13 protein-coding genes are annotated in these 24,991 nt (G+C 48.9%); 2 read left to right on the forward strand and 11 right to left on the reverse strand.

All coding sequences use genetic code 11. The annotated features are described in order from the left end of the window. Window positions 1–32 precede the first annotated feature (32 nt). The 6 genes from B2739_RS06615 to B2739_RS06640 all read right to left on the reverse strand — a co-directional run bounded on the left by B2739_RS06615 (window position 33) and on the right by B2739_RS06640 (window position 11,543). Window positions 33–6,239 (reverse strand): pectinesterase family protein, encoded by a 6,207-nt coding sequence (locus tag B2739_RS06615; RefSeq protein ID WP_331345068.1) that lies wholly within the window; start codon window positions 6,237–6,239, stop codon window positions 33–35. A gap of 477 nt (window positions 6,240–6,716) precedes the next feature. Further along, entirely contained in the window at window positions 6,717–7,823 is a 1,107-nt protein-coding gene (locus B2739_RS06620) for a DUF1444 family protein (RefSeq protein WP_331345069.1), read from the reverse strand. A 135-nt stretch (window positions 7,824–7,958) separates the two neighbouring features. Continuing rightward, window positions 7,959–9,317 carry an ATP-binding protein gene (locus B2739_RS06625; RefSeq protein WP_331345070.1) on the reverse strand — a complete coding sequence of 453 codons (1,359 nt, stop codon included), beginning with the start codon at window positions 9,315–9,317 and terminating at the stop codon, window positions 7,959–7,961. A 145-nt stretch (window positions 9,318–9,462) separates the two neighbouring features. Then, complete coding sequence (locus tag B2739_RS06630) at window positions 9,463–10,161, reverse strand: winged helix-turn-helix domain-containing protein (protein WP_331345071.1); 699 nt, start codon at window positions 10,159–10,161, stop codon at window positions 9,463–9,465. Between the two features lies 1 nt (window position 10,162). Next, complete coding sequence (locus B2739_RS06635; protein ID WP_331345072.1) at window positions 10,163–10,582, reverse strand: DUF3019 domain-containing protein; 420 nt, start codon at window positions 10,580–10,582, stop codon at window positions 10,163–10,165. Window positions 10,583–10,637: 55 nt separating this feature from the next. Beyond that, entirely contained in the window at window positions 10,638–11,543 is a 906-nt protein-coding gene (locus tag B2739_RS06640) for a MipA/OmpV family protein (protein ID WP_331345073.1), read from the reverse strand. A 283-nt stretch (window positions 11,544–11,826) separates the two neighbouring features. On the opposite strand from B2739_RS06640, the gene B2739_RS06645 reads away from it, so the two are divergent. Together B2739_RS06645 and B2739_RS06650 are read left to right on the forward strand one after the other, a co-directional pair. Continuing rightward, entirely contained in the window at window positions 11,827–13,911 is a 2,085-nt protein-coding gene (locus B2739_RS06645; protein WP_331345074.1) for a beta-propeller domain-containing protein, read from the forward strand. A 227-nt stretch (window positions 13,912–14,138) separates the two neighbouring features. Then, complete coding sequence (locus B2739_RS06650; protein ID WP_331345075.1) at window positions 14,139–14,900, forward strand: hypothetical protein; 762 nt, start codon at window positions 14,139–14,141, stop codon at window positions 14,898–14,900. Between the two features lie 84 nt (window positions 14,901–14,984). On the opposite strand, the gene B2739_RS06655 is transcribed toward B2739_RS06650, so the two are convergent. The 5 genes from B2739_RS06655 to B2739_RS06675 all read right to left on the reverse strand — a co-directional run bounded on the left by B2739_RS06655 (window position 14,985) and on the right by B2739_RS06675 (window position 24,948). Beyond that, window positions 14,985–16,058, reverse strand: coding sequence for an efflux RND transporter periplasmic adaptor subunit (locus B2739_RS06655; protein WP_331345076.1), 1,074 nt, complete (start codon window positions 16,056–16,058; stop codon window positions 14,985–14,987). Window positions 16,059–16,117: 59 nt separating this feature from the next. Then, a complete protein-coding gene (locus B2739_RS06660; RefSeq protein WP_331345077.1) occupies window positions 16,118–17,383 on the reverse strand; it encodes an ABC transporter permease in 1,266 nt (421 codons plus the stop codon). A 12-nt stretch (window positions 17,384–17,395) separates the two neighbouring features. After that, window positions 17,396–18,634: an ABC transporter permease gene (locus tag B2739_RS06665; protein WP_331345078.1), complete on the reverse strand. Its 1,239-nt coding sequence runs from the start codon at window positions 18,632–18,634 to the stop codon at window positions 17,396–17,398. A 67-nt stretch (window positions 18,635–18,701) separates the two neighbouring features. Beyond that, a complete protein-coding gene (locus tag B2739_RS06670) occupies window positions 18,702–19,430 on the reverse strand; it encodes an ABC transporter ATP-binding protein (protein ID WP_331345079.1) in 729 nt (242 codons plus the stop codon). 571 nt (window positions 19,431–20,001) lie between these two features. Then, window positions 20,002–24,948, reverse strand: a complete 4,947-nt coding sequence (locus B2739_RS06675) for a pentapeptide repeat-containing protein (protein ID WP_331345080.1) — start codon at window positions 24,946–24,948, stop codon at window positions 20,002–20,004. Between the last annotated feature and the right edge of the window lie 43 nt (window positions 24,949–24,991).

The following is a 24,991-nucleotide window of genomic DNA, read 5'->3' on the forward strand; positions in this document are numbered from 1 at the left end:
CCGGCAGTGCCGGTCGTTTGTTCTGGCGTTACTCAGTTATAGGTCTTGGTAATTGAGGTCAGGTGCATACCGCCTGCATTACCACCCTCGCGCGAGAAAAGGATCTTCACTTCTGTTTGCGTATGTCCTGCCGGAAGGTTAAACACGGTAGTGGTAGCAGTGCCTACTTTGGCATCATATTTAGCAAGAACATTTCCATCGCTACCGACAAACACAATTGACCCGAGTGGGTTTCCTGCCGTTGTTGAATTGCGGTGTACAACTGTCAGTGTTACATCCCGTCCGGCATCAACAGGCACACCGATGTAAGCTCGCATAGCATCTGCTGATGCTCCAACTACGGCTACAGGATCACCAGAAGCAAAGCCTGTCCCATTAAAATTCCATTCCAGATTCGCGCCACCGCGATGGCGCAAAGTGCCTGTCGCATTGTGGAAGAACCGCAGACCATTAATAGTGTAAGGAGTAGCAGATTGTATAATAGGGTTATTAGCTGTTCCTGCAGCCAAACTCAAAATGCTCATGTAGTCCGCCGAGTCAAAGCTCGCCCAGGTAGCGTTTGCATCAGTACCCACATTCGCTGAACTACTGGACGATGACGAACTGGAAGCGTCGCTTGAAGCAGTCGAGCTGCTACTTGACTCATCACTGGATGCGGCGGAGCTTTCGCTCGCTGCCGCTGAACTGCTGCTGGATGCATCGCTTGATGCCGCGCTGGAAGAACTGCTGGACGAGCTGCTCGAATGGCCAAAATTGATACAGTCGGTTGTATCCTCCGGCAATGGGTTCCAACCGGCGCTGGAGTTATAGGCCGCAAAAATCTGCGCGCGGTTGCAGTAGCTGTTTTGCACCTCGCCCAGTGACAACTCGTATCCGCCGACACGGCTTGCCAGGCTGATGCTGTTGCCATTGCTGTCCATAGTCGCGAATTCGCGCCAGCCAGTATTGGCGGTCGCGGTCACGTTGCTGGTGCCGTACCAACCCGCAGCGTTGATGTGGGTGTCCATGCGGCTGTTGATAAACACCACGTTATCCAACACCCCTGCGCCACCGGTGCGTGCCAGATAGGTCGCACCAGCAGGAATTGAGTTACCGGTCTGGCCGATGCCCTGGGTCAGGTTGGAGTTGAGGAACACAAAGCCTTTATCCGCCGCTGTCAGGGTGCGCGCCTGTACCACATAGCCACCATTGCTGGCGTTGCTGCTGTCGCCGAGCGAGCGAATTTCACTTTCCTCGAATAGCGACACGTTGTTGTTGCCCCAGATGAAATCCACGTTACCGGCGACCAGACTGCGGTAGAACCAGCTGTAGCCTTTGAGCTGCAAGGTGTCCTGCTCGCTGATGAAGTTGGCATTTTTGGCCACCAGGCGACCCGTGGAGTTGAAGTAAATCGTCTCCGCCTGACCGTTGCTGGCGGTCTTGATGGTGGTGTTTTTCAAGGTCAGGTTTTCCAGCGTCAGCATATCCGCCAACTCCACCAAAAATACCGGGCGACCAGACGAACCGGTATTCAACGCTTCCGAGTTCTGGTACTGGATCAGCGTGCCTTCGCGGCTCTCGCCCACAATGGTCAGGTTGTCTTTGTTGCGCAGATACAACAGCTCGTTGTAGGTGCCGTTGTTGACGGTAATCGTCGCTGGCTCGGATTTGCTCAGGTTCTGCATTACATAATTGAGCGCGCCTTGCACCGTGCGGAAATCTGCCGTAGTGCCGGTATCGTCCACCGTCAACGCGGTCAGGTTGCTGGCTGGAGCTGGTTTGGTGGTAAAACTCCAGCCAGCATTTTTGCCAATCCCCTCAAACGGCAAACTCGCCAAGGTCGCGCCGGTAAAGGCTGAAGCGCTCACCGCCACGTAGTAACTGGTGTTGTACTCCAACTTTTTGCTCTGCAGGGCGATGGTCACGGTATTGCCCGAGATGCTGATCGGGCGGGTATTCAGGGTGCGGAAACTGCCATAGCCAATGCTGTCTTTGTGATCGACCAGCTTGATGGTATCCACCACCGAATCATCGCTGCTTCTGAAGATGCGGATCGCACCTGCCGTACCCAAGGTGGGTGGCGAATCAAAGGTCAGGCTCAGGCTGGTATCGGCGTAGACATTGGTTTCATTTACCACGGGCGACACCAAGCCAGTCAGGTTGTAGGTGGCGGTTGGCATCACAAATTGCGGTGCGATGGTGGCCGTCAGGCTGCGGCTCAGGGTTGGGTCGGAACCGCTGGTGAAAGTGATAGTGGCACTGCCCTCACCCACCGGATTCAGACTCACCTCGTAACCGTTGGTACTCACGCTCACCACCGCCGGATTGCTGGATTCCACGGTAAAGGTGTCGTCCGCGCTCTGCTGGTTTTTGGCAGTCACGGTGATCACGCGCGCGGCATCGCCCACTTCAGCGCTGTAGTTGGCGGTAGGCGAAATGGTCAGCTGCGATGGCACCGGCGGTTTGTCATCGGCGTTGCCGACTTTGATATCGTCGATCTCAAAGGATTTGTTGGTGGTGTAAAAACCGATCATACCGGCGTTGGCAAAACTCGCGTCTGTACCGCTGATCACCAACAGGTCGTTGTAATACACCTTGATGTCTGAACCTTTCATTTCCAGACGAACCTTGTACCAGGTGCCGTCGGTACCACCAGTCGTGCCTTGGTCAATCGGGGTGTTGTAGCGGGCGAAGATATTGTCGGTGAATGCACCGGCAACCATTTTGCCGATGGCTACGCGGGTACTGGTATTGGCGTTTTGTACGTTAAACCCAGCGCCGTACCAGTTACTGGCATCTTGCGCGCGGGCGATGATGTACAGCTGCTTGTTGCCGGTAGAACCGTTGTTGCGCGGGCGGATACGCGCCTCCACGTAATAGTCGCCACTGCTCACACCGGTAAACGCCGCCGGTTTCACCAGCGCAAGCACACCGCCGCGGCTGGCTGCGGTATAGCGCAGCACATTGTTATCGCCCACATCATTCAGCACATCAAACACACCGGTAGGCACCGTGGTCACGGCAGATGCCGGGTCGTTCAGCAAATCCCAATTGCCGGAACCGCTGGCAAAGTCATCGCAGAAATACAAACCCGGTTCGGATGCGCAGGCAAACGCCGGTGCGACCGAGCTGCTTGCCGCGCTGGAAGAAGTAGCGGCAGAGCTGGTGCTGGCCGCTGAGCTGCCAACCACAACATCGGTCGATGAAGCGCTGCCCGCTGAACCGGCATTGGATGTTGCACTTCCCACCGATGAATTGCCCGCCGATGAACTGGCTGCCGAGCTGGCATCGGACGAGCTGCTGCTCACGCCGATGCCGGTGAAGTCGCAATTGCCCAGGTTTTCCGATGCGCCATAACCTTTCACACAGCCGATATTGGCGGGCAACAAGCCTTGCAACTGCGCAGGAGTGTAAGCACCGCTGTCGGTCCAGACCACCCAATCGATCAGGGCTTTGTAGCTGTTGCTGCCGCCATCGCCAATTTGCAGGTAGTTGTTGGTCGCTGTGGTGGTGGCAAACTGCACCTCTTCCTGATTCAGCACCGGTGTGCTGGAGCCATCCAAATACGCGCGCGCCCAGCCGGTGGTCGGGCTGGAGAGCGCGACAGTGAAGTGGTACACGCGGTACTGGTCCATCGCCAGACCATAGGCAGTATTCGGTGCCGGTGAACCCTCAAACTGTACGCCGTAGTTACTGGCACCATCGGCGCGCAACACCACTTTCAAACGGCTGGCGGTGGTGTCTGCGGTACCACCAAAGGTGGTTTCCAGCTCCAACACGCGCGCATTGGCGGGTGGATTAAAGCCTTTGATACCGGCAATCAGGGTGAAATATTTGGGGTAGACGCCATCGTTGCGGCCCACATTACTGATACGGGCGCGGTTGTTTTTGGTGCCGAGCGAGGTGGAATCAAACAACACCGCACCGGTGCCGGTGGCGGTGAAATCACTCGCGCTGCCCTGAATCACAAAAGGTACCTGGCTGCTGTCGGCAAGGGTGATGGCATTGGCATCAAAGGGGCTGTTACTGCCGTCATACAGATTCCAACTGACTGATGAAGGATCGGCCGTTTGCGGTTCATCGGTTGGTGGTGGCGGCGGTTCTATATCCCACTCGGGGCGGGTACAGGCCAGTTCAGCCGGTGCCGTGGTGATCTTGCCCACGCCCGCGTATTGCTGCACATGGGCAGGCACATCTTCCACCGGAATCAGGCTGGGCGCGTAGAGGTAACCTTCGGGCAACGTCAGAGTCCCGGTGGAGCTGTTATCGGCCAGCAGTTCGTCGGCGATGATATTGGTCTCGCCCTCTTTATCGACCCAGATAATCGGCTGGCGCAATTGGTTTTCGATCAATTCCCAGTAGCCGATCGCAATACTGTCTTGCGACATCACCGGGTTTTTGGTGTTTTCAAACACGTTGCGCTCAACGCGGATAATCGCCCCCATACGCGAGTTGATCGCCGAGGTGTCCACGTTGTGGTAGTAGTTGTTGTAGATATGGCCCTTGCCGAAGCGGAACAGCGGCAGGCGCGAGTTCACGTGGTACCAATAGTTGTGGTGCCAGGTGATACGGCGGTCAAAATTGTCCTCGTCGGATGAACCCCAGAGCGAGGTTTTCCAGCTGTCGTGCAGGTAGTTGTAAGAGATGGTGATATCCGCCACATCGCTGCGGCCGCTGACCAGCTCATCGTAATAGTCTTTTTTGTACTCATCGCGCAACACCGGGTCGGTGATGCTGTCGGGTACGGCAACATTCAAATCATTGAACAGCTCGTTGTGGTCAATCCACACATTGCGCACAGGGCCATTGCGGCCATCAATGGTGATGATGTCGCCCTGACCGCGGGTTTGCGGCACCTTGTACATTTTCAAGTTGCGCACAATCACGTTGCTGGCGGTGATATGGATACCAGTGCCCCAGAATTCGGCGTTATCGCCACGGCCGATAATCGACACATTGGGGCGGTTGAGTTTGATGTCTTTATTGCCCGAGTTGTGCCAGGTAATTACCCCGTCCACATAGATGGTCAGGGGTTTATCAGCATAAGCAGGGTTAGTCAGTGCCGCCGTTAAATCCGCCCCGTTACACACCGCCACCTCCACCATACCTGCGCCGCTACCACCGGTGGTGCCGCCATTGAGTGAGGCAAAACCGTAAACGGTGTTGAAATCCGGCGCAGCGCCAATCGCAGATGAGCTGGAACTGCTCGATAAAGCAGTCGAACTGGTTGATGAAGCGCTTGCAGGCACAGCCGGTGTGCTCGACGGCGCAACGCTGGAAGCAGGCACTGAACTGGGCACTGGCGCTATGCTGGAAGCCGCAACACTGGAAGGAACAACACTGGCAAGGGAAGAACTGGACGGCACAGGTACAACAAGCTCACTGGATTGCGCCGAGGACTCCGCGACCGCCGAGCTGGCTGGCACCTGGGGCGCTGAGCTCAGGCTGGAACTGGAACTTTCATCGACCGGAACACCATTAAACTCCAGAGTATCGCGCAGGTGCGCAAGTGCCTGCTGCACCGATACCACCGTGGTATTCACCGAGCCGGAATTGGCGACCAAATTGGTCACCGCAGGCAGGGCAGCAAACTGGGCGATGCTTAAATTGAAATCCACCGGTGCCGCTGACTGGCTGGCAATCGGGCTGATAGTAATACCGTTATTGGGATTGCCATCGGTATCCAGCGATTGCAACAGGCGCGCAATATTCAGCACCACGGGCGCTGCCGGATTCAGTGTCTGCGCCATATCCAGCGGGGTCACTATGCCTTTGGCCGGAGCACTGGGGAACACCAGATCGCCAATAAAAAATGTCACCGTCTCACCGGGCAAGTAATCAAACTCGCCGCGCTCATTGGTCACCCCGGTGCGCGATTCAGTGCGGTAGCCAATACCTGCCACAAAGGCATCGACCAACACCCCGACTGAGGGAACCGGATCGGGTGTTGCCGCCTGGCTACTGGCGGTTTGGATAGAGCTGGTTTGCACCGGCGCACTGGATTTTTGCGTACCCACCGGTGCTGAGCTGGCAGGTGAGGTTCCGTTTTTGGAATCGCCTCCACAGGCGCCCAGCAGTGCAGAAAGTAAAACAGCGGCTAGCAGATGGATTTTCATGATGCACTCACAGTTGTTGTTATTTTTGATCTGGCGTACGCCAAATTCGGGCCAATAACTACCACCAGCGGGGCTGACGATAGCCTCTGGTATCAACCGTTTACTGAAAATCACTGCCAAGTCAGGTTTTATTATCAGGTCCATCGCTGCGTCATGCGCAACTGACGGCCACAGCTCAAGGCTGTAAAAAACACGAGCGAAAACAATACCGAATAACCCCCTGACGGGACTTACTAAGCCTTGAATCGCTTATCAATTACTTACTAAAACTGATACTTACTGAGGAATACCAACTGCCGGGGAATGTGAGGCTGTGCCTCTTATTGTTGAGTCCGCCAACCTGACTAACATGCGTGATTAAACTTATTGATGCATGACGATAAAGCAGGTTTTTGACGTCTCTTATTACCTTTCTGTGAAGGTGATCGCATTCTATACCCAAGGTTTTGCAAAGCGCCAGCCCTGAATGCGATTAATTATTAAACAAAAATGGAATAAAACGACAATCCGCAGCAAGCAAGCCGGTAAAGCTCGCCTGCGAGGCTTGTTACAACGCCCCCGCGAATTGGAACGCGCAAGTGAAGGCATCTCCACCAAAGTATTTAGCGCGTGAAATTACGATCAGCAATAACGCTTGCATACACCGTCTTCAAACACATACCCATGTGGACTAATTGAATACGCCAGCTCGTTGTAACCACTCTGCGCCAAATGCGCAGCTATTTCCAATGCAGCAGAATCCTGTTTACCGGCAATCAATACCATGTCACGCGCGGGGATAAAAAAGACCGGTGTGTCACCAATGCTGTTGGTAATCTCGGCAATTTTTTCTGGAAAAACCAACACCGATGCATCGTAATTTCCATCGACACGGAAGCGATATAATTTTCCCTGTTGGGTATCAATCGACTGCAGGTGTGCATTGTGATGCGCAAAATGCATTTTGAGATATTCAGATCCCATCTGCGCCAATTGCTCGCGTTGGATACCGAATTCTTTCAGTCCATCGTGATTTAAGTACTGCATGCCGGTTTCGCTATCCAATACGTACAGCAAAAACAAATCATCGTTGATAGGTTCATAACAAAACGGCAAATCGCCCTGGGCAAAACCGGCATCTATTAATTGTTGTTTACTCGCTGCCATAAATTCAGCCGAGCGCACCACCGGAAAAATATGTTCTTTGGTTTTATTTTTTTCGGGCTGCACAATTGCCTCAAAGCTATTGAGCTGTTCATTCACGACAACATCCAGCAAACGCGTGCCGGAACTATAGGCGCTGTAAGCATTACCTAAATGCGTATTGACCTCAAATCCATCCAGATTAATGGCAAGGCCTAACTCATCGTTCACTTGAATTTTTGCTTGCGGATAGCGTGCAAGTAATGACTGAACATATAAACGCGCAAACTCTGCTCTTGTTAACAGCGCAGCGGTCGCGCTGTAGCCGCCAAAGTGATATCCGATAAAACAACCAGCGATAACCGGTAATGACACCAACAGAATTAGTTTCAATTGATCCGTGCGAATACTTAATCCAAAAATCACTATGCCTGCTACAACAACCGCAACCATAGCGATCACAGTCAACGCAATACAAATCCAGGTAACAGCATTGGCTTTTAATTTTGCGCCACAGTATGCGCAATTGCAGCTCAGCGAATTAATACCATTGCACCAAGCGCCAAACGAAATGGGGCGCTGGTTGCAGTGCGGGCAGTTTTTCATGGTGACTCCGTGTTGTTAATTTATTAAATTCAATTCGCAGCCAAATTGCCAAAACGAATGGCATTGGTTCTGTTGTTCCATACTAATAGATTTTGAAAAACTGTTGTTATGTAATTCCAGGATCTAATGTTGGAATTACATAGAAGGAGACTTCGGCCAACGCACCTGCGCCCTTGCGCCGCCCAAGATTTCCGGTTCGACAAATTCGGCGCGGCCGTTGTGCCATTGCATGATGCGTTTGACGATGGCGAGACCCAAGCCAAAACCGCCGGTTGCGGAACCTGTAGGATTAGCGGCTTCTTCGCTGCCGTCATGTTCGTGATAAAGGCGAACAAACGAATCAAACACGCGCTCGCGTTTGTCGGCCGGAATGCCGGAGCCGTCATCTTCTACCGCAATAATATATTCACTTGCAGTCTGCATCAGCTCGATACGGATGCGCGATTTAGCGTAGCGTGCGGCGTTGTTGATAAAATTTTGCAGCACCGTTTCCATGAGTTTCCATTCACAGATAAATTCGGCGTTATTAGTGAGATCGCACACTTCCAATTGTAAATGTTGGCCGGATGATTGCCGGATAAAACGCTGCTGGAGTTCATCGAGCAAATCACGCATATGGCCGCGTGTTTGTTGCAACTGTTGGGATTTCTGTTCAAAGCCCGCGTAGTTGAGCAACGCACTAATCAATGCTTCCATCTCGGCAATATCCTGTTCAATACTGCGCAACTGGCGGCGGTCTTTATCGCTGAGTTGTTCTTCATTGACCATCGCCAGCGCAAACTTCATGCGCGCCAAGGGCGTGCGCAATTCGTGAGAGACCGCATTGGTCATTTCGCGGTGCGATGCAATTAATTCACGCAGCCGCTGCGCCATATGGTTGAACGCTTGCGCGAGTGGATAGAGTGTTGAAGTGGGAGAAATTTTCAGGGTGTCCGGCACACCATCTTTGCCGAGTGCACGGGTTTGTACTTCCAGCTTTTTGCTATCGCGTGAAAGCGGCCACACCCATAAATAAATCACCAAGGCGATGGCGAGATAAAAGCCGATCAATAAAAAATTATATAAAGGCGATTCCTGATCATTGGTTTGCGCTGTGCTGAGCATAATGACCTGATCGGTTTGTGCGAGGCGTTTGTACCAGATAATCTGTTGGTCGCTGGTGGCAGCAATTATTTTTCCCGCTTGCAATTCTTGCATGGCAGCGGATTGTGCCAAATCATCCAGTGCTAATATTTCCAGCCCAATGTGCAATTGCGCACTGAGCTGTTGTGCTTTAGCTGACAAAAAGTTTTCTTGTTGCGGCTGTTGTTGTAATTGTTGCTGCGGTAAAGCCTCTTCTATTAATTCATGTTCAATTAATTGGAAGAGCGCATAAATTTCCGCGCTGGGCTCCTGCTCGGGCGCAATGCTCTCCCAAAATTGGTTCAAGCCCCAACCGATCAATAACACCGAGGCTACGATAAAAAAATAGAGCGTGATAAATGCCCGGTTCATATTATGAAAAACCGCTACAAGCCCGGAGGAATAAACCAGAATGCGGTTCATGACTGTCAGAGACAGGATGTCGATAACAAGCCCCCAAGGACGGGTTTACGGCGTGTCTTGAACCGCATTCTGGTTTGTTCATGGCTAGAAAAAATTACCAGGCATCGGCGATAAACAAATAACCCTTGCCCCAAATCGTTTTAATGCGCGTGGGATTTTCAGGATTATCGTTTAATTTTTTGCGCAATTGTGAAATACGGACATCGATGGTACGGTCAAGACCATCGTACTCGCGGTTGTAAATATGGTTGAACAAAAATTCGCGGCTGAGGATTTGCCCGGCTTGCGCTGCAAGTGCCAACAACAAATCGTATTCGTGGCTGGATAAAATCACTTCTTCATTGGCCAGCAATACTTTGCGCGCGCCGGGTTGGATGCACAACTCACCAAACACCAGCGCTTCTTGTTCACGCGGATCGTTTTGATAGTAACGGCGCATCAGCGCGCGGATACGGGCAAGCAGTACGCGCGGCTCAGCCGGTTTAATAACGTAATCATCTGCGCCGTATTCCAAGCCCAGCACCTGATCCAAATCCGAATCGCGCGCGGTGAGCATTAAAATCGGCCCTTTAAAATTGGGGCGCAATTCTTTGCACAGCGTCAAACCATCTTTACCGGGCAACATTAAATCCAACACAATCAAGGCCGGGTTTAAATTTTGTGCCTGGCGGATAACCCGGCTGCCATTTTCTTCCAGCGCGACTTGAAAATCGTTGGCTTCCAAAAAATCTTTTACCAACTGCGCCAAACGGCGGTCATCCTCGACCAATAAAATTAAATTGTTTTGCGACATGTTAAAAAAAGCTCCAGGGATTACGCCGCGCGCGGCGGTATTTTTTGTCATTGTAGACAACTTGGAAACGCTGATCGCTTACGGCTGTGCCGGTGTTGATTTCACGTAACTGGAAATCGGTACTGGCACTTGCCGCTAATTCAAATTGATATTCGCCATGGGTTTCATTTTCCCAACAGCGCAGGGCATCGGTTTTATCGGATTGGTATAAGCAGAGCGAACGCGCTTCTTCCGATAGCCACTTCACTTCCAATTCATCGCGGCAAACTTCTTCACCTGCGTTTAATACGCACAAGCGCGGCTTGATGGAAAATTGGATAAGCGGTAATGATGAGTTGCTGGCACTTTGGGGATAATGGGCGGGAATATTGTCGGCGAGCGCATGGCTTCCCAATGGCATGGCCATCAGAAATAAAGTCACCAGAGAAATACGCGGAGCCAATGGTAATGACGCGCGTGCGTTCAGCAGGTACCCATCAGAAATGGTACACCCCCCCAACAAAAACCGTGATCACTTTATTATCGTTTATAAGTGGACTGTCCGAGATTTCATTGGGTAAACGGCGATAACTCGCCAATAAACGCAAATCCCAGCGTTCAGTCAGTTGGTAATTCCAATCCAGCCGTGCAATCGTCGAGATGGCCGCATCGGCTTCATATACACCGCGCTCATCTGCCTCTGCAGAGGTAACGCCGTAGTAGTAATTCATCACCTCGTCGCTTTGCCAGATGGCACCCACCGAGGTAATCACATGGTGACGGCCGCTCGCCCAATGTTTGGCGAGCGAAATACGCGCTTCATCACCATCGTGGATGTCTGTGAAATCACTCAGGTACTGCGCCTGGATATCAAACTCACCGAGATTGATGCTGTATTCAAATCCCGCCAAGCCAGCCATACGACGGTTGCGCAACTGACGCTGGCGTAAATCATTAAAATTCGGGCCGACAAATTCTTTATCGCCAGGATTTATCGTGGGCAGCTCTTCACTGTCGCCGCCTTTATTGCCTGAGGAAATCAGCGCATTGGAATCCAGAAAAAAATTGCTCGGGCTCCAGCGATGGAAAAACACCTGGTCATAACCGGGCGTGGCCAAAAGATTCAGTTGCTGATGCTCGTTCTCCCATAGCATCACCCCAAAATCCAGATTCTGGATAAAAAACCGTTCGCCGTTGTAATTCACTTGCGGGATCAACACCAGCGGAATATCCGCTGCATCTTCCACAGGATTGGTACGCACACCTGCGCCTATACCCAGACTGAGATCCCACTTACCTACCTCAACACAATCGCCTTCGCCGGACATACAGGTAGCGCTCGCCAGCAAGGGCGAGAAAACTACGGGCACGAGCAGCGCAAGCAAGCGGCGGATCAGGGTCATATCAACGAGTTGCCAACAATAGATTTATCTAAAAGGAGAGTAAAACATCAAAGAGAACACACAGCTTATTTATAAACAACCGCGCACCCAAGTGTTGTAATGAATTGTAGATGTCTCCACTCACTATTGGATAGGTTACAAATTATTACAATTTGGTGCGCATCCATTACAGATTCTGCCACAGGACTGTGTTTAGGATAACAGCAAGCGCTAAGCACGTACAAAATCGCAAGCCTACCCATACAAATCATAAGTCTAATAAGTTAGTTAAAGGAGTTGCTGTATGAAACCCATGATCAAATTGTTATTGCTCAGCCTGCCACTGGCAGCCTGTGGCGGTGGCAACAATTCGCAGTCGAATATCCAGAAAGAACAACCTACTAATACCGACTACTCCAAACTCAATGCCAGCAGCATTGAGCCGGGAACGTTGCGCCAGGCATCTTCCGGTGAATTGGCAGAGCTGATTAAAAATGGTTTGCGCGTTTCCCTGCGCGATAACCAAAGCTACGGCATGATGATCCGCGAAACCGCGGTAGTGAATACCACTGCCGATAGCAAATCCGGCGGCAATTTTTCCGGCACCAATGTGCAAGTCGATGGTGTGGATGAAACCGACAGCGTGAAATACGACGGCAAATATATTTACCTCGCCACACCGGTAGATTACTCCAGTGGTGATCCAATCACGAATTTAAAAATCATCGCTACCAACCCCGCGAGCGCAAGCGCAACTGAAGTCAGCGTTACCCCGCTCGATACCGAACACTGGGGCAATGTTTCTGAAATGTATTTGGTGGATAACACACAGGGCACTACTCCATACACTACCGGCCTTGCCACTATTCGCCGCTCCTGGGATTTCATCGCTTTCACCGACAAAGTCGTCAACGATGTCTCCACCGACGGCAAACCTTTAGTAGTTGATGATGCCGACAAAGCGCGCACTGCATCCATTTGGCCTTACCAAATGGACAACGGTATCGACATCACCCTTTACGATGTACGCACACCGACTACACCGACAAAAACCTGGTCATTGGCAATTGATGGTGATTTGCTTGGCACGCGCAAAATTGGCAACACGCTCTATGTGATCAGCAGTTTTGTACCCCATATTGCAACGCTTGATTACGCTGCCGACACAGCAGAAGCAAAAATTGCCAACGAAAAATTAATTGCGCAAACCAGTGTTGAAAAATTACTGCCGGAATATTCCATCAACAACGGCACGCCGCAACCCTTGAATACCGCCAATGGCTGCATGATCCCAGCTACTACAGAAAAGACTGATGGCAGCCTTACACTGATCAACATCACCGCGATTAATTTAGCAACGCAACAATTGGTTGAATCTGTGTGTGTCAACGGCAACGCCGAAGGCATTTACAGTTCCACCAACAACTTGTATCTCGGTGGCTCTGATTACAGCAAATGGGAAAATTGGCAGAGCTTCACGGTAGTCCATCAATTTGCACTCACCAATGGCGGTGTCGATTATTCCGCAACCGGTTCGGTTGAAGGTGTGTTGAGTTGGAGTGCACCCTCGTTCCGCATGGATGAACACAACAATCACTTGCGCATCCTCACCACCAATTACGGCGAAACCGGTGAGCCTGACCATCGCTTGAGCGTATTGAAAAAAGTATCCGGTCGCAGTGAATTGGAAGTGGTTGCGCAGTTGCCCAATAAAAACCACCCTGAAACTATCGGTAAACCACGCGAAGATATTTTTGGTGTGCGTTTTAATGGCGACAAAGCGTTTGTTGTAACCTTTGAACGCAAAGATCCACTTTACATATTGGATCTTGCCAATCCACTTGATCCAAAAATCGCAGGGCAATTGGAAATTCCCGGTTTCTCTACCTACTTGCATCCGATTGGTGACAACTATGTTTTCGCACTCGGCAATGAAACCAACGATGACGGTTTTGCAACCGGCGTAAAAGTATCGCTCTACGATATCCGCAACCCTGCAGCACCGACTGAAATCAGCAAACATATTTTCGGTAGCAGCTACAGTTGGAGTGATGCACTTTACGATCACCGCGCACTCTCGTTCCTCTCTGCAAGCGCTGACCAAACCCGCATCACTTTACCGATTACCCAATACGAAGAAGTCAAAGGCCCCGAATATGCTTACAGCCGCTGGGTAGATACAGGCCTTTACCAATTTGAAATCAATGGCCTCGCTAATGGCAAAGTATCGCTCGATTATGTCGGCACTCTGGTTAGTGAAAGTTTTGGTGTTAATGAATATCCACTGTGGAACGGCAACGACCGCGGCATCATGCACGACGACGCATTGTTCTATGTACACGGCCCGAATGTCATCGCCAGTCCGTGGAAAAAAGCAGATAACAAATAGTTCACTATAAATAAAAACCCCCAGCTATTTTTTAATAGCTGGGGGTTTTTATTTTACCAAACTGATAGAAATTGCCAGATTATTATTGTTAAAAATATCCATAGTGCTTTACCAGTTACACTTTTTTACGACTCACTACATATCCCCCACAGATTACTGTTGCGCTTACGCACACAATCCATCCAGTGCAATCCATCAAACCCTGACGATGCTATCTGGAGTACGACATGCAAATACCTGCATTTATCAATACCGGTTTACTGAAAAAATCCCTGCTCATCCTGCCACTTGTTGGTTTGCTCAGCGCCTGTGGCAGTGACAGCGATGATTTAAAATCTGATCCCAATACCAAAATGTTGCAGATTGATTTTAATGAAGGGATTACCGGTTGGAAGGTCGGTTTTGCAGATTACCCATCGGGTGAAGAAACCTTTTATGAATTAGGGCACAGCTTCAGCAATTTACCTGCGGCACTGGATACCAAGCGTAAAGGGCTAAAAATTACCGGCAATAATCACAGCGATGATTTGTTTATGTTTGCCACCAAGAAAGTGGAAGGGCTTGAACCTAACACCCGTTACGACATGCGCTTTAAAGTAACCTTTGGCACCAACGCACAAAACAATTGCGTTGGCATAGGCGGCTCTCCTGGCAATAGTGTTTACATCAAAGTCGGTGCCACCAAAAATGAACCTAAAGCTGCCAATGACGGTGCCGGATTTCTATTATTGAATTGGGATAAAGGCAATCAAGCCGCTGGCGGCAGCGATGCGATTATCGCGGGCGATTTTGCCAACCACCAGGAATGTAGCGCGACTGATGTTGTAGACACTTACCAAAAGAAAACGCTGACAACTGAACGAGGTGCTTATACCACCGTAACCGACGACAAAGGAAACCTGTGGGTTTTATTAGGAACCGATTCCGGCTTTGAAGGACCCACCACTATTTATTGGATGGCACTGGAAATTTCTGCAACCAAAAAATAATCTTTGCTTATCAAGAATTTTTGTCCATAAAAAAGAGCGGCGCAAGCCGCTCTTTTTATTTCAAACCATTTTCAACTGTCTATATTAACGATGTTTGATCTTATCGCCCTCTTTCAAGCCTTCCAAAATTTCGATATTGATGCCATCAGAAATGCCGGTTTTGACTTCGCGTTTTTCGTATTTTTGTGGGCCGGTTTCTACTTCCACAAATTGTGCTTTTTCTTCTACGATCAAGTTACCTTCATTGATCGCTACTACGTTTTCTTTTTTGTCCAATACAATGTCCGCATTAGCGCTGTAGTTGGAGCGCAGGAATAATTTTTCGCTCAGTTTTACTGCCGCGCGGATCTGGAATTTAATAGTGCCTTGATCGGTTACACCTTTAGGGGATATATATTCCAGTGTGGCGGTAAAGGGTTCGCCTTCCAGTGCGCCTACATCCAGAACCAGCTCCATGCCTTCGCGGATTTTTCCAACTTCGGATTCATCTACCATGCCTTCAAAAATCATGTCGTTCATATCGGCCAGGGTCGCAATAGTAGTACCTGCACCGAACGAGCTGGTTTCAACAATGAATGCTCCTTCTTTGTAGGGCAAATCCAGAATCATGCCGGTGACGGTTGCCGGAATCATGTTGGAGACTTTGTCCGATTTTTTGGTGGCACCGGATTTCATCAACAACAAATTATTTTCTGCTGAGGTAACGGCTTCTTTTTGCAGATCGTAATTCAATAAAAATTTATTGTATTCCGATGCAGAAATTAATTTATCGGCAAACAGTTTTTTCTGGCGATCAAATTCAATCGTCGCATTTTGCAAATTGATTTTGGCGGTTTCCAGTTGCGACTCGGCCTGGTTGAGCATAACCATGTTGGGTGCCAGTGTGATCTTGGCAATAATATCGCCTTTGTTCACGTTCTGGCCGGCAATGACATAGAGTTTTTCTACTACACCGGAGACTTGTGATTTAATTTCCACTTCGCGGCGAGGAATTACTTTACCTACCGCTACGGTCTTTTTGATAATGGTGGTTTTGAATACCGCATCCGATGTATAGGTGACCGGCTTCTCTTGGGATTTGTTGTACAAGAACACCGCCGTGCCAATAAACACAACTGCGATCAATACTAAAACTGCATAGCCAATAAATTTTTTCATGGTGTCCTTCTTTACTATTGCTAAAAAATATTTAGATCGTTTAATTAGTTTTGTAAAAATTATTCATCTTGTAATGCCACTATCGGGTTAACACTTGCGGCTTTTGCAGCAGGCAACATTGATGCGAGCAGTCCGGAAATAACCAGCACCACCAATGCACTAAACGCGGTTGCAAAATCCACTTCCGGCTTGCCAAAAAATCCTGCTTTACCGCCTCCCGCTTCTAATAACTGCCCTACACCTTCTAAAATCAGCACGCCTACTACCAAGCCCATATACCCTGCAACCGTGGTAATAAAAATAGATTCCTGCACAATCATGCCGATGATCGAATTAGGTGTTGCGCCCAGCGCTTTACGCAAACCGATTTCACGTGTGCGCTCCTTCACTACGATCAACATAATATTGCCCACACCTATCGCGCCCGCCATGATGGTGCCTATTGCAACTACCCAACTGAAAACGGTGATGCCGGTAAACAAACCTTCAATCTTGTCGAATTCATTTTGTAAATTGAAACTACCGAATACACCTACATCATTTGGATCGACTTTTTTAAGTTCCGCGAGATATTTTTTTACATCTTCTTCTGCAACACGCGCATGCAATCCGGGTTTTGGTTGGATAACAAAACTACCAATCCAACCCACCTGATTAAACGCATAACGCAGCGTGTCGTTAGGGATGTAAATCTTTTCCTCTTCTTGTTGCTGGTTGCCATTGGCAAGAGATTCAAACACACCAACTACTTTAAAACTGATGCCGTTAATGGTGATGTCTGCCCCAATCGGATCTTCACCCTCTGCAAATAATTGCGTGCGTACGCGGGTTCCGATGATCACCGTTTTACGTTTTTCACGATCATCAAACTCATTAATGCTGCGCCCGAGGATCATGCGCAATGAATTGATGTTTTCCATTTTTGCGTGAATGCCTTCCACAAAAAAGGTTCCGTTTTTATCTTTGTGTACGGTGTAGGGTGGCGTTCCGCTCCAGATACCCACGGAGTTTTGTCCGCGGATAAAACCAACGCTGGGCACATTTTTTTCGATGGCGGCAACATCTTCCGGTTTGAACTGGATTTGCCTGCCAATCGGCATACCTTGATAAGGCAGCTGCGTATTGCCTTGCACCCACACCCACACAATATTGGGTACACGCGGAAAACCTTCATTAACTCCGTTCTCCAAACCCTTGCCCGCACCGAGCAATAGGGTGAGCATAAAAATGCCCCAGAAAACACCGAAGGCGGTAAGGCCGGTACGCAGCTTATGTTGGCCGAGTGTTTTAAAAATCTCGTGCCACTTTTCGGTATCGATAATCATCAGTGGCTCCTGTTATTCCGCGCGCATCGCTTCGATGGGCATAATTTTCGCCGCGCGCACCGCAGGCATTAGCCCTGCAAGGGCACCAATCGCAACCAGTAAAATAATTGCCGTTACCGCTACTTGAAAATTGATTTCCGGGTTTTTGAAAAACGGCAATTGTGCACCCACCGAATTTAGTGCAAACGATATTAATTCGATCAACCCGACACCCATCACCAATCCCGCATAACCGGCGATACTGGTGACTAAAATCGATTCAAATAATAATGTTCCCACAATGCTGAATGGCGTAGCGCCCAACGCTTTACGGATGCCAATTTCGCGCGTGCGTTCTTTCACAGTGATAATCATGATATTGCTCACACCCACAATACCGGCCATGAGCGTTCCCAAACCGACAAACCAGATAATCGCGTTAATCCCAAAAAATAATCCATTTACCATCTTCGCTGGCTCCGCCATGTTGAAGGAGCGGATAGCGCGTTTATCATCCGGCGAAACCGAATGGCGACGCTGCAATAATTCGATGACTTTTTTCTCCAGCTCAAAACCATCCATGCCTAATTCCGGGCGCAACCAAATCGCGCCTATGCGGTTACTTTCACCAAATATTTTTTGAAAAGTCGGCTGTGGAATATAAATGCGTTCAGAATCGCGGCCGCGGCTTCCCTTGTCGTAAAATACACCGACCACTTTCATCATCACGCCGTTTACACGGATATCTTTATTGATCGGATCAACGTCTTTGCCGAATAAACGTTCGGCAACAACGGTGCCAATCACCGCAATTTTGCGCAGCTCTTGTTCATCCAGCGGATTAATTTTGCGCCCGATGTTAAACGGAATACTTTCTTTCACATCAAAATATTCATCAGGCACACCCAACACTGAAAAGCTCGCACTTTTACGCCCGTATACAAGCGACACACCTTCACGGGTGCTTTCGGCAGCGATAAAACGCACGCCCGGAACCTGTTGTTTGATCGCCTCAACATCATCCAGCGTCAACTGGATTTGCCGCCCCAACCCCATCCCTTTGTAAGCAACGGATGTAGTGCCGGTGTAAGCAACAATAAAATCCAATACATCCGAACCAAAATCTTCATACACACCATTTTGCATACCGCGCCCGGCACCGAGCAGCAGCATCAACATAAATATTCCCCAAAACACGCCAAAGGCGGTAAGGCCAGTGCGCAATTTATTCATGCGCAGCGTGTAGAGAATTTCTTGCAAACTATCAATCATGGCAATTCATCCAAGTTTTTTAATCCGGGATTTTTCTGATCCACCGGTTTTTCAGCCAAGACTTTTTCTAACCCAAAATCGCTTCTTCATCCTGATCGGCAATGTCATCTGCCACATGGGAATGGTAATGCTTGCCAGAGACAATCAATCCGTCTTTCAAAATAATCTGGCGCTGGGTTTGATCGGCAATATCCTGCTCGTGGGTTACGATCACAATCGTGTTGCCCAGCTGATGCACTTCTTTCATGAGCGCCATGACTTCTTGCGTAGTTTGGCTATCCAATGCACCAGTGGGTTCATCCGCAAGAATTACTTTGGGTTTGGTGACCAGCGCGCGGGCAATAGCAACGCGCTGTTTTTGTCCGCCGGACATTTCATTAGGCATATGCTTGGCGCGATGCGAAAGCCCCACCATCTCCAAATATTGTTCAGCGCGGTAGTTGCGCTCTTTGCGGCTCACACCTTGGTAATAGAGTGGCAGTGCAACGTTTTCCGTCGCGTTTTTAAATGGCAGCAAATTGAATGATTGAAAAACAAAACCCAATAATTCATTGCGCATTTTTGCGGCGGTTTTTTCTTTCAACTTTTTGATTTCGCGCCCGGCAAGAAAATAATCGCCCTGGTCATGGGTATCCAATATGCCGAGGATATTCAACAAGGTCGATTTACCTGAACCCGAAGATCCCATAATCGATACCAGCTCTCCTTCGCGAATATGCAGGTCTATACCTTTCAGTACATGCAGTGGCTGTTCGCCAGAGTGATAGTACTTGTGGATGTTATGCAGTTTGATCATGGTAGCTTCCTGTTATTGAACACTGTGGGCTCAGCCGACAGCTTAGAGACTTTCACTCAAATGTCTGGCTTATTTACTTTGGCTTAACACTCTAATGACAAGTGTCAGTGCCGGGTGTGCTGCGCATTTTGCCCGTGTTATTAGCTTTGATGTGTATCCGACTGTTTTGGATTCAGGCAGTGAAAAATTTTTTATCTGTTTTACCGCTTATAAGGTATTCGTCCTGCAGCGCAGTGATGGGATTAACCGATGCAGCCCTGGTTGCAGGGTATGAGTGCGGCCAATTCGCCTTGATTACCGGCCCGACGAATAGGCATACGAATATGCAGGGTCAGAAAAAACTCCGGCAGCAGCACCTGCCGGAGAAGACTATCCACCTACCACAGGTGCTGCCAATGGTGGATAAATCATGCGGAGAGAAAACCCGATTCCCAAGTTGGGGGGATAGGGAATTTGGTTTACTCGATTAGTTGGATGCTGGAAACTGCGTTTTGGATTCAAAAAAATCCGTCAATAAAAAAGCGCAGCCAATTTTCACTGACTGCGCTTTATCTTTTATTTCAGATTTAACTTAGACAACAGGGAAACTCTCTGGCTCACCATTCTTGTTAGTAAAATACCCGTTGAAGTAGCGCCAAGCGTATTCGCTTTTGGCGAGGATTGTTTGTTGCTTGCCATCGGTTGTGAGGTAGTTGGATTCTGGTGCATGGAATATCACTTTTATTGTTTCGCCGGTTTCCAACGACCAATGGCGCACAGTGCCATCGCTTGAGGATGACACTAGATAGCGACCATCTGCATTTAGCGCGCAACTCGTTACCCGACTCGTATGACCAATAACCTCGCGGACACAATCGCCGCTACTTAACTCCCACAGCCGTAAACTACTATCATCAGAGCCAGAAATCAGATAGCGACCGTCTGCACTCAGCGCGCAACTCGACACACTTTGTTTATGACCAATAAACTCGCGGACACAATCGCCGCTACTTAACTCCCATAGACGCAAGCTCGCATTACTAAAACCCGATACCAGATAGCGGCCATCTGCACTCAGCGCGCAACTCGTTACACGTTTTTTATGACCAATGAACTCGCGGACACACTCGCCACTACTCAACTCCCACAGGCGTAAACTCGCATCATCAGAACCTGATACCAGATACCAGCCATCCGCACTTAGCGCACAACTCGTTACACGTTTTTTATGACCAATAAACTCGCGGACACACTCGCCGCTACTTAACTCCCACAGGCGCAAACTCTTATCATCAGAACCCGATAACAGATAACGACCATCCGCACTTAGCGCGCAGCTCCTTACCCAGCTGGTATGACCAATAAACTCGCGGACACACTTGCCACTACTTAACTCCCAGAGACGTAAACTCTTATCATAAGAACCCGAAACCAGATAGCGGCCATCTGCACTTAGCGCGCAGCTCGTTACCCAACTAGTATGACCAATAAACTCGCGGACACAATCGCCGCTACTTAACTCCCACAAGCGTAAACTCTTACGCCCTGAAACCGATACTAAATAGCGGCCATCTGCACTTAGCACGCAACTCGTTACCAAACTGCTATGACCAATAAACTCGCGGACACAATCGCCGCTACTTAACTCCCACAGGCGCAAACTATTATCCCATGAGCCAGATACCAGATAGCGGCCATCTGCACTTAGCGCGCAACTCAATACCCAATCTCCATGACCCATAAACTCGTGGACACAATCGCCGCTACTTAACTCCCACAGGCGCAAACTATTATCCCATGAACCCGATACCAGATAGCGGCCATCAACACTTAGCGCGCAACTCGTTACACATTCATTATGACCAATAAATTCGCGGACACACTCGCCGTTACTTAACTCCCACAGGCGCAAACTCTCATCATCAGAGCCTGATACCAAATAGCGACCATCTGCACTTAGCGCGCAACTTGCTACACTTCCATCATGACCAATAAACTCGCGAATGAACTCGCCGCTACTTAACTCCCACAGGCGTAAACTCTTATCATCAGAACCCGATACCAGATAGCGGCCATCTGCACTTAGCGCGCAACTCGTTACCCCGGCTTCATGACCAATAAATTCACGGACACAGTTGCCGCTACTTAACGCCCACAGGCGCAGACTCGCATCATCAGAACCTGATACCAGATAGCGGCCATCTGCACTCAGCGCGCAACTTGTTACATATTGTTTATGACCAATAAACTCACGAATACACTCGCCGCTACTTAACTCCCACAGGCGCAAACTCTCATCATCAGAGCCTGATACCAAATAGCGGCCATCTGCACTTAGCGCGCAACTCGTTACACATCCATTATGACCAATAAACTCGTGTACACACTCGCCACTACTCACATCCCAAAGGCGTAAACTCTGATCATAAGAACCCGATACCAGATAGCGGCCATCTGCACTCAGCGCGCAACTGGTTATTCCATTGTTATGCCCTGAATACGAATAATGCCTGTTGCTGCCAAGTTCATGGGTAGAAATAGTTGGCTGGTTAATTAACCACTGTGAATTTTGTTGCACAGCTTCAGGCAAGGAATTGCAGTTCAGCAAACGGCTGCGGTAAACCTTTGCCGTTGCAACATTTGCTGCCGCTAAGGAGCAACGGAAAAAACGTGTAGCAGTCATTTCAGCTTTTGACCATTGCGTATTGTTTAATGGGCATTGATCAAACTCGGCATTATCCAGAATCGCTTCATTAAAATTTGTACCGTCTAAACTTACAAAACTAAATTTTGCTCGGCGTAAATTCGCACCGGAAAAATTTGCACCCTCAAGTGAGATATGATTGTTTGACTTCGCCTTAATACTTAGTTCAGCCAAATTGGCGCCCGCGAGTTGTATGCCATTTAAAACCGGCAGCGAAAAACCTAACTCATAAGCAACCAAGGCATAATGGAGTAAATTTTCGGAGGTGCTTTGGCGATAGCTTTTTCGCCATTCACTTAGTTTTGATAAGAGCGATTTATTTTCAGGTTCCGCCAATAGTTGGGCGAGGAATACCAAGGTTTCGCGGCTGGGTTTTGCAATAACCCAATGTTCCGGTTTATTGTCGCTAATCGCCAGCAATAAATAATTTGCCAAAAAATATTCTTGCAGTGAGGTATGGGAAAAGCGAAAGTGGCTACCCTCTTCAGAATCTTCCCGACATAGAAAAGTGGCCGTGCGTAAATCTTCTTCCAGAATATCTGCTGAAACATTCTGGTAACGAAACGCAATGCGTGGATTATCTGCCAACCAACCCATAAACCAATCTTCGATTTCATTCGCGGGTAAGGCAGATTGCTTTTGCTTCCACAATAATGCCGCCAAATGCGACGCTAATTGCAATTTATGGTCGCTTTTAATCTGATGCTTGCCATCATCCCTATTAAGCCAACGGTCTACTACACGGCGGTACAGGCTAACACCGCTGATGGCTTTTCCTGCTTTGCGGTCTTCTTCCAACGCAGGAAAAAATTCGCCTACCAACTTCAGGGTAAAAGGTCGTTTGCTTAAATCGTGCAGGTCATGCACAGATTTCACCATATCAATAATGGTGGCTGGGTCTATGCCCGGTAACGCATGGCGAAGGTAGTTGGTAATTTGCTCCTCCGTTAAAGGCAGCATTACCATGGCTTCTATATCATCCGCACTAACACCGCCGCGCTCCTGCCCGGTAAAGTGGTCTTTTTGGCGATCCAGAGTTTTAAAATATTGACTGCGGCAAGTAAGCAGCATTTTTACCGGTTGCTTGCTGTTGGTTTTTAGCTCTGCTTGGTATTTATAAAGTTGGTCGGTAAAAATTCGCCCATCGGATTCGGATATTTTTACCAGTACTTCATCCAATCCATCAAATATCAACACCACACCCGACTGGTTTGCCCAGCGTTCAATATCGCTGGTGGTGAACTCCTCGCTGGAATCACTTTTTAGCCAACCAAAGCGAATACAATCGTTAATAATGTCTGAAAATTGAAATCCGTCTACCAGTGTTTTACTGGTTACATGGCGCAAATCAAAATAGAGAGGAACGGGTAAGAGTTTATTTTGCGTTAGCAGTGAACGCAGCTGCTTATCAAATAATTGGCAGCTGATAGTTTTACCCATGCCATATTCACCCAGTATTGCAAATACTGATTTCGCCTGTGGTTCTCGCGCCCAATCCAATAACCTGGCCACTACTGGAATACCATTGGTGTGCTCTTGCTCAAGCAATGCTGCTTGTTCTTTTTTTAAGGTTGTGGGTAGCGCACGCGCATCCTTTACTAAGGCACGTTCATCTATTTCATGTAAGTTTGTGCAATTGGCTGTGTAATCATGAAAGTTTTTTAACGGATGTTTGGTGCGTAGTTTTTCTGGCGAAGATACTTTTTTAGTTGGATAGAAGTTGCCAAATTCCAAAGCGGCTTTTACCAGACGCGCGGCATTCTCTGCTGCAATTCTTTGATTGGCATCTTTATTTTTGCCTTTGTCGCCATCTGCAAAATCACAAATGGCTTTTACGATAATCCAATCCGTCTTAGATGCTTCACAGGCATTGTAAATTCCGGTGCCTTCCATTTCGCCGCCGATGGCCTCAGGATCAATCGACAATAACTGATCGCGATAATCCTTATTATCAATCAGCTTGTCGCCACTAAACATACTGCCAAAATGACGCTTGGCATACTCAGCACTTTTTTCTTTCGTCAGATAGGCATCCAACTGGTGAAACCAGTCGCGCAAGTGTTTTGATGCGGGTGGGCGAGGCCCGCGCGGTGTAATGCGGCCATCTTTATTTATTCGCGCCAGCTCATAGGTAGTGATGGATTCTGAAATTAGCACTTCGCCGATCTGTTGCTTTTCACTGTTGATTCCAAACGCAATCCCCAGAGCAATAACTGCATTGGGTTGAAAGAATTCAATCGCTATCTCTGTCGATTTCATTGCCTCTATGGTGGCTTGGCGGGAATGCATTAATACCAGATTCTGCCCACCGTGCTTGCCCAGTTGATAGTAAAAACGGTTGTGCCCCTCCATCTGTACTGCTAGGGCATTGGGGCAAAAACACTTCAAGGTTTGCTCCAGTTCATACTGGTTAAAGGTAATCAGCACTATATCTACATCCAACACCGGCTGGCCCAATTGGCTCTGCTCTAGCTGATCGTCGGGAATCGCATCCAGTTGTGGTGTATGGGGAATGGGGAATTGAACAGGCTCAGCTTCGAACCAGCACTCGCGTTTATCACCTGCTTTCTTGTCTGCCGTTATGGCGAGGCGCGCCTTGCTACCCTGCGCTGCCAATTCTTCGTTGATGTGTTTGATAAACCGGTTGAAGGATGCGTTAGCACTACCTTTTTCACTTTGTGGATAGAGTTCGTCGCGAATCTGGCCCAAGTTCACCAGACCATCCTCTGACATCAGCTCAAAAAACGTTTCCATTTGGCGGATAACACTTGTTTTCAATAAATGACGAATCTTGCCAAACGCACTAATCGCCAAATTTTTGTTCAACCGCTGCATGACTCTTCCCTCAATATCAACCAGAATGATCAAAATATAACCT

Origin of the sequence: Cellvibrio sp. UBA7661, from assembly GCA_002483365.1 — a bacterium.
GTDB lineage: Bacteria > Pseudomonadota > Gammaproteobacteria > Pseudomonadales > Cellvibrionaceae > Cellvibrio.

Bases quoted from the DNA above. Each gene is read 5' to 3' on its own strand.
- B2739_RS06615 (WP_331345068.1), bottom strand. From the start codon at position 6,239: ATGGACCTGATAATAAAACCTGACTTGGCAGTGATTTTCAGTAAACGG.
- B2739_RS06620 (WP_331345069.1), bottom strand. From the start codon at position 7,823: ATGAAAAACTGCCCGCACTGCAACCAGCGCCCCATTTCGTTTGGCGCT.
- B2739_RS06625 (WP_331345070.1), bottom strand. From the start codon at position 9,317: ATGAACCGGGCATTTATCACGCTCTATTTTTTTATCGTAGCCTCGGTG.
- B2739_RS06630 (WP_331345071.1), bottom strand. From the start codon at position 10,161: ATGTCGCAAAACAATTTAATTTTATTGGTCGAGGATGACCGCCGTTTG.
- B2739_RS06640 (WP_331345073.1), bottom strand. From the start codon at position 11,543: ATGACCCTGATCCGCCGCTTGCTTGCGCTGCTCGTGCCCGTAGTTTTC.
- B2739_RS06645 (WP_331345074.1), top strand. From the start codon at position 11,827: ATGAAACCCATGATCAAATTGTTATTGCTCAGCCTGCCACTGGCAGCC.
- B2739_RS06650 (WP_331345075.1), top strand. From the start codon at position 14,139: ATGCAAATACCTGCATTTATCAATACCGGTTTACTGAAAAAATCCCTG.
- B2739_RS06655 (WP_331345076.1), bottom strand. From the start codon at position 16,058: ATGAAAAAATTTATTGGCTATGCAGTTTTAGTATTGATCGCAGTTGTG.
- B2739_RS06660 (WP_331345077.1), bottom strand. From the start codon at position 17,383: ATGATTATCGATACCGAAAAGTGGCACGAGATTTTTAAAACACTCGGC.
- B2739_RS06665 (WP_331345078.1), bottom strand. From the start codon at position 18,634: ATGATTGATAGTTTGCAAGAAATTCTCTACACGCTGCGCATGAATAAA.
- B2739_RS06670 (WP_331345079.1), bottom strand. From the start codon at position 19,430: ATGATCAAACTGCATAACATCCACAAGTACTATCACTCTGGCGAACAG.
- B2739_RS06675 (WP_331345080.1), bottom strand. From the start codon at position 24,948: ATGCAGCGGTTGAACAAAAATTTGGCGATTAGTGCGTTTGGCAAGATT.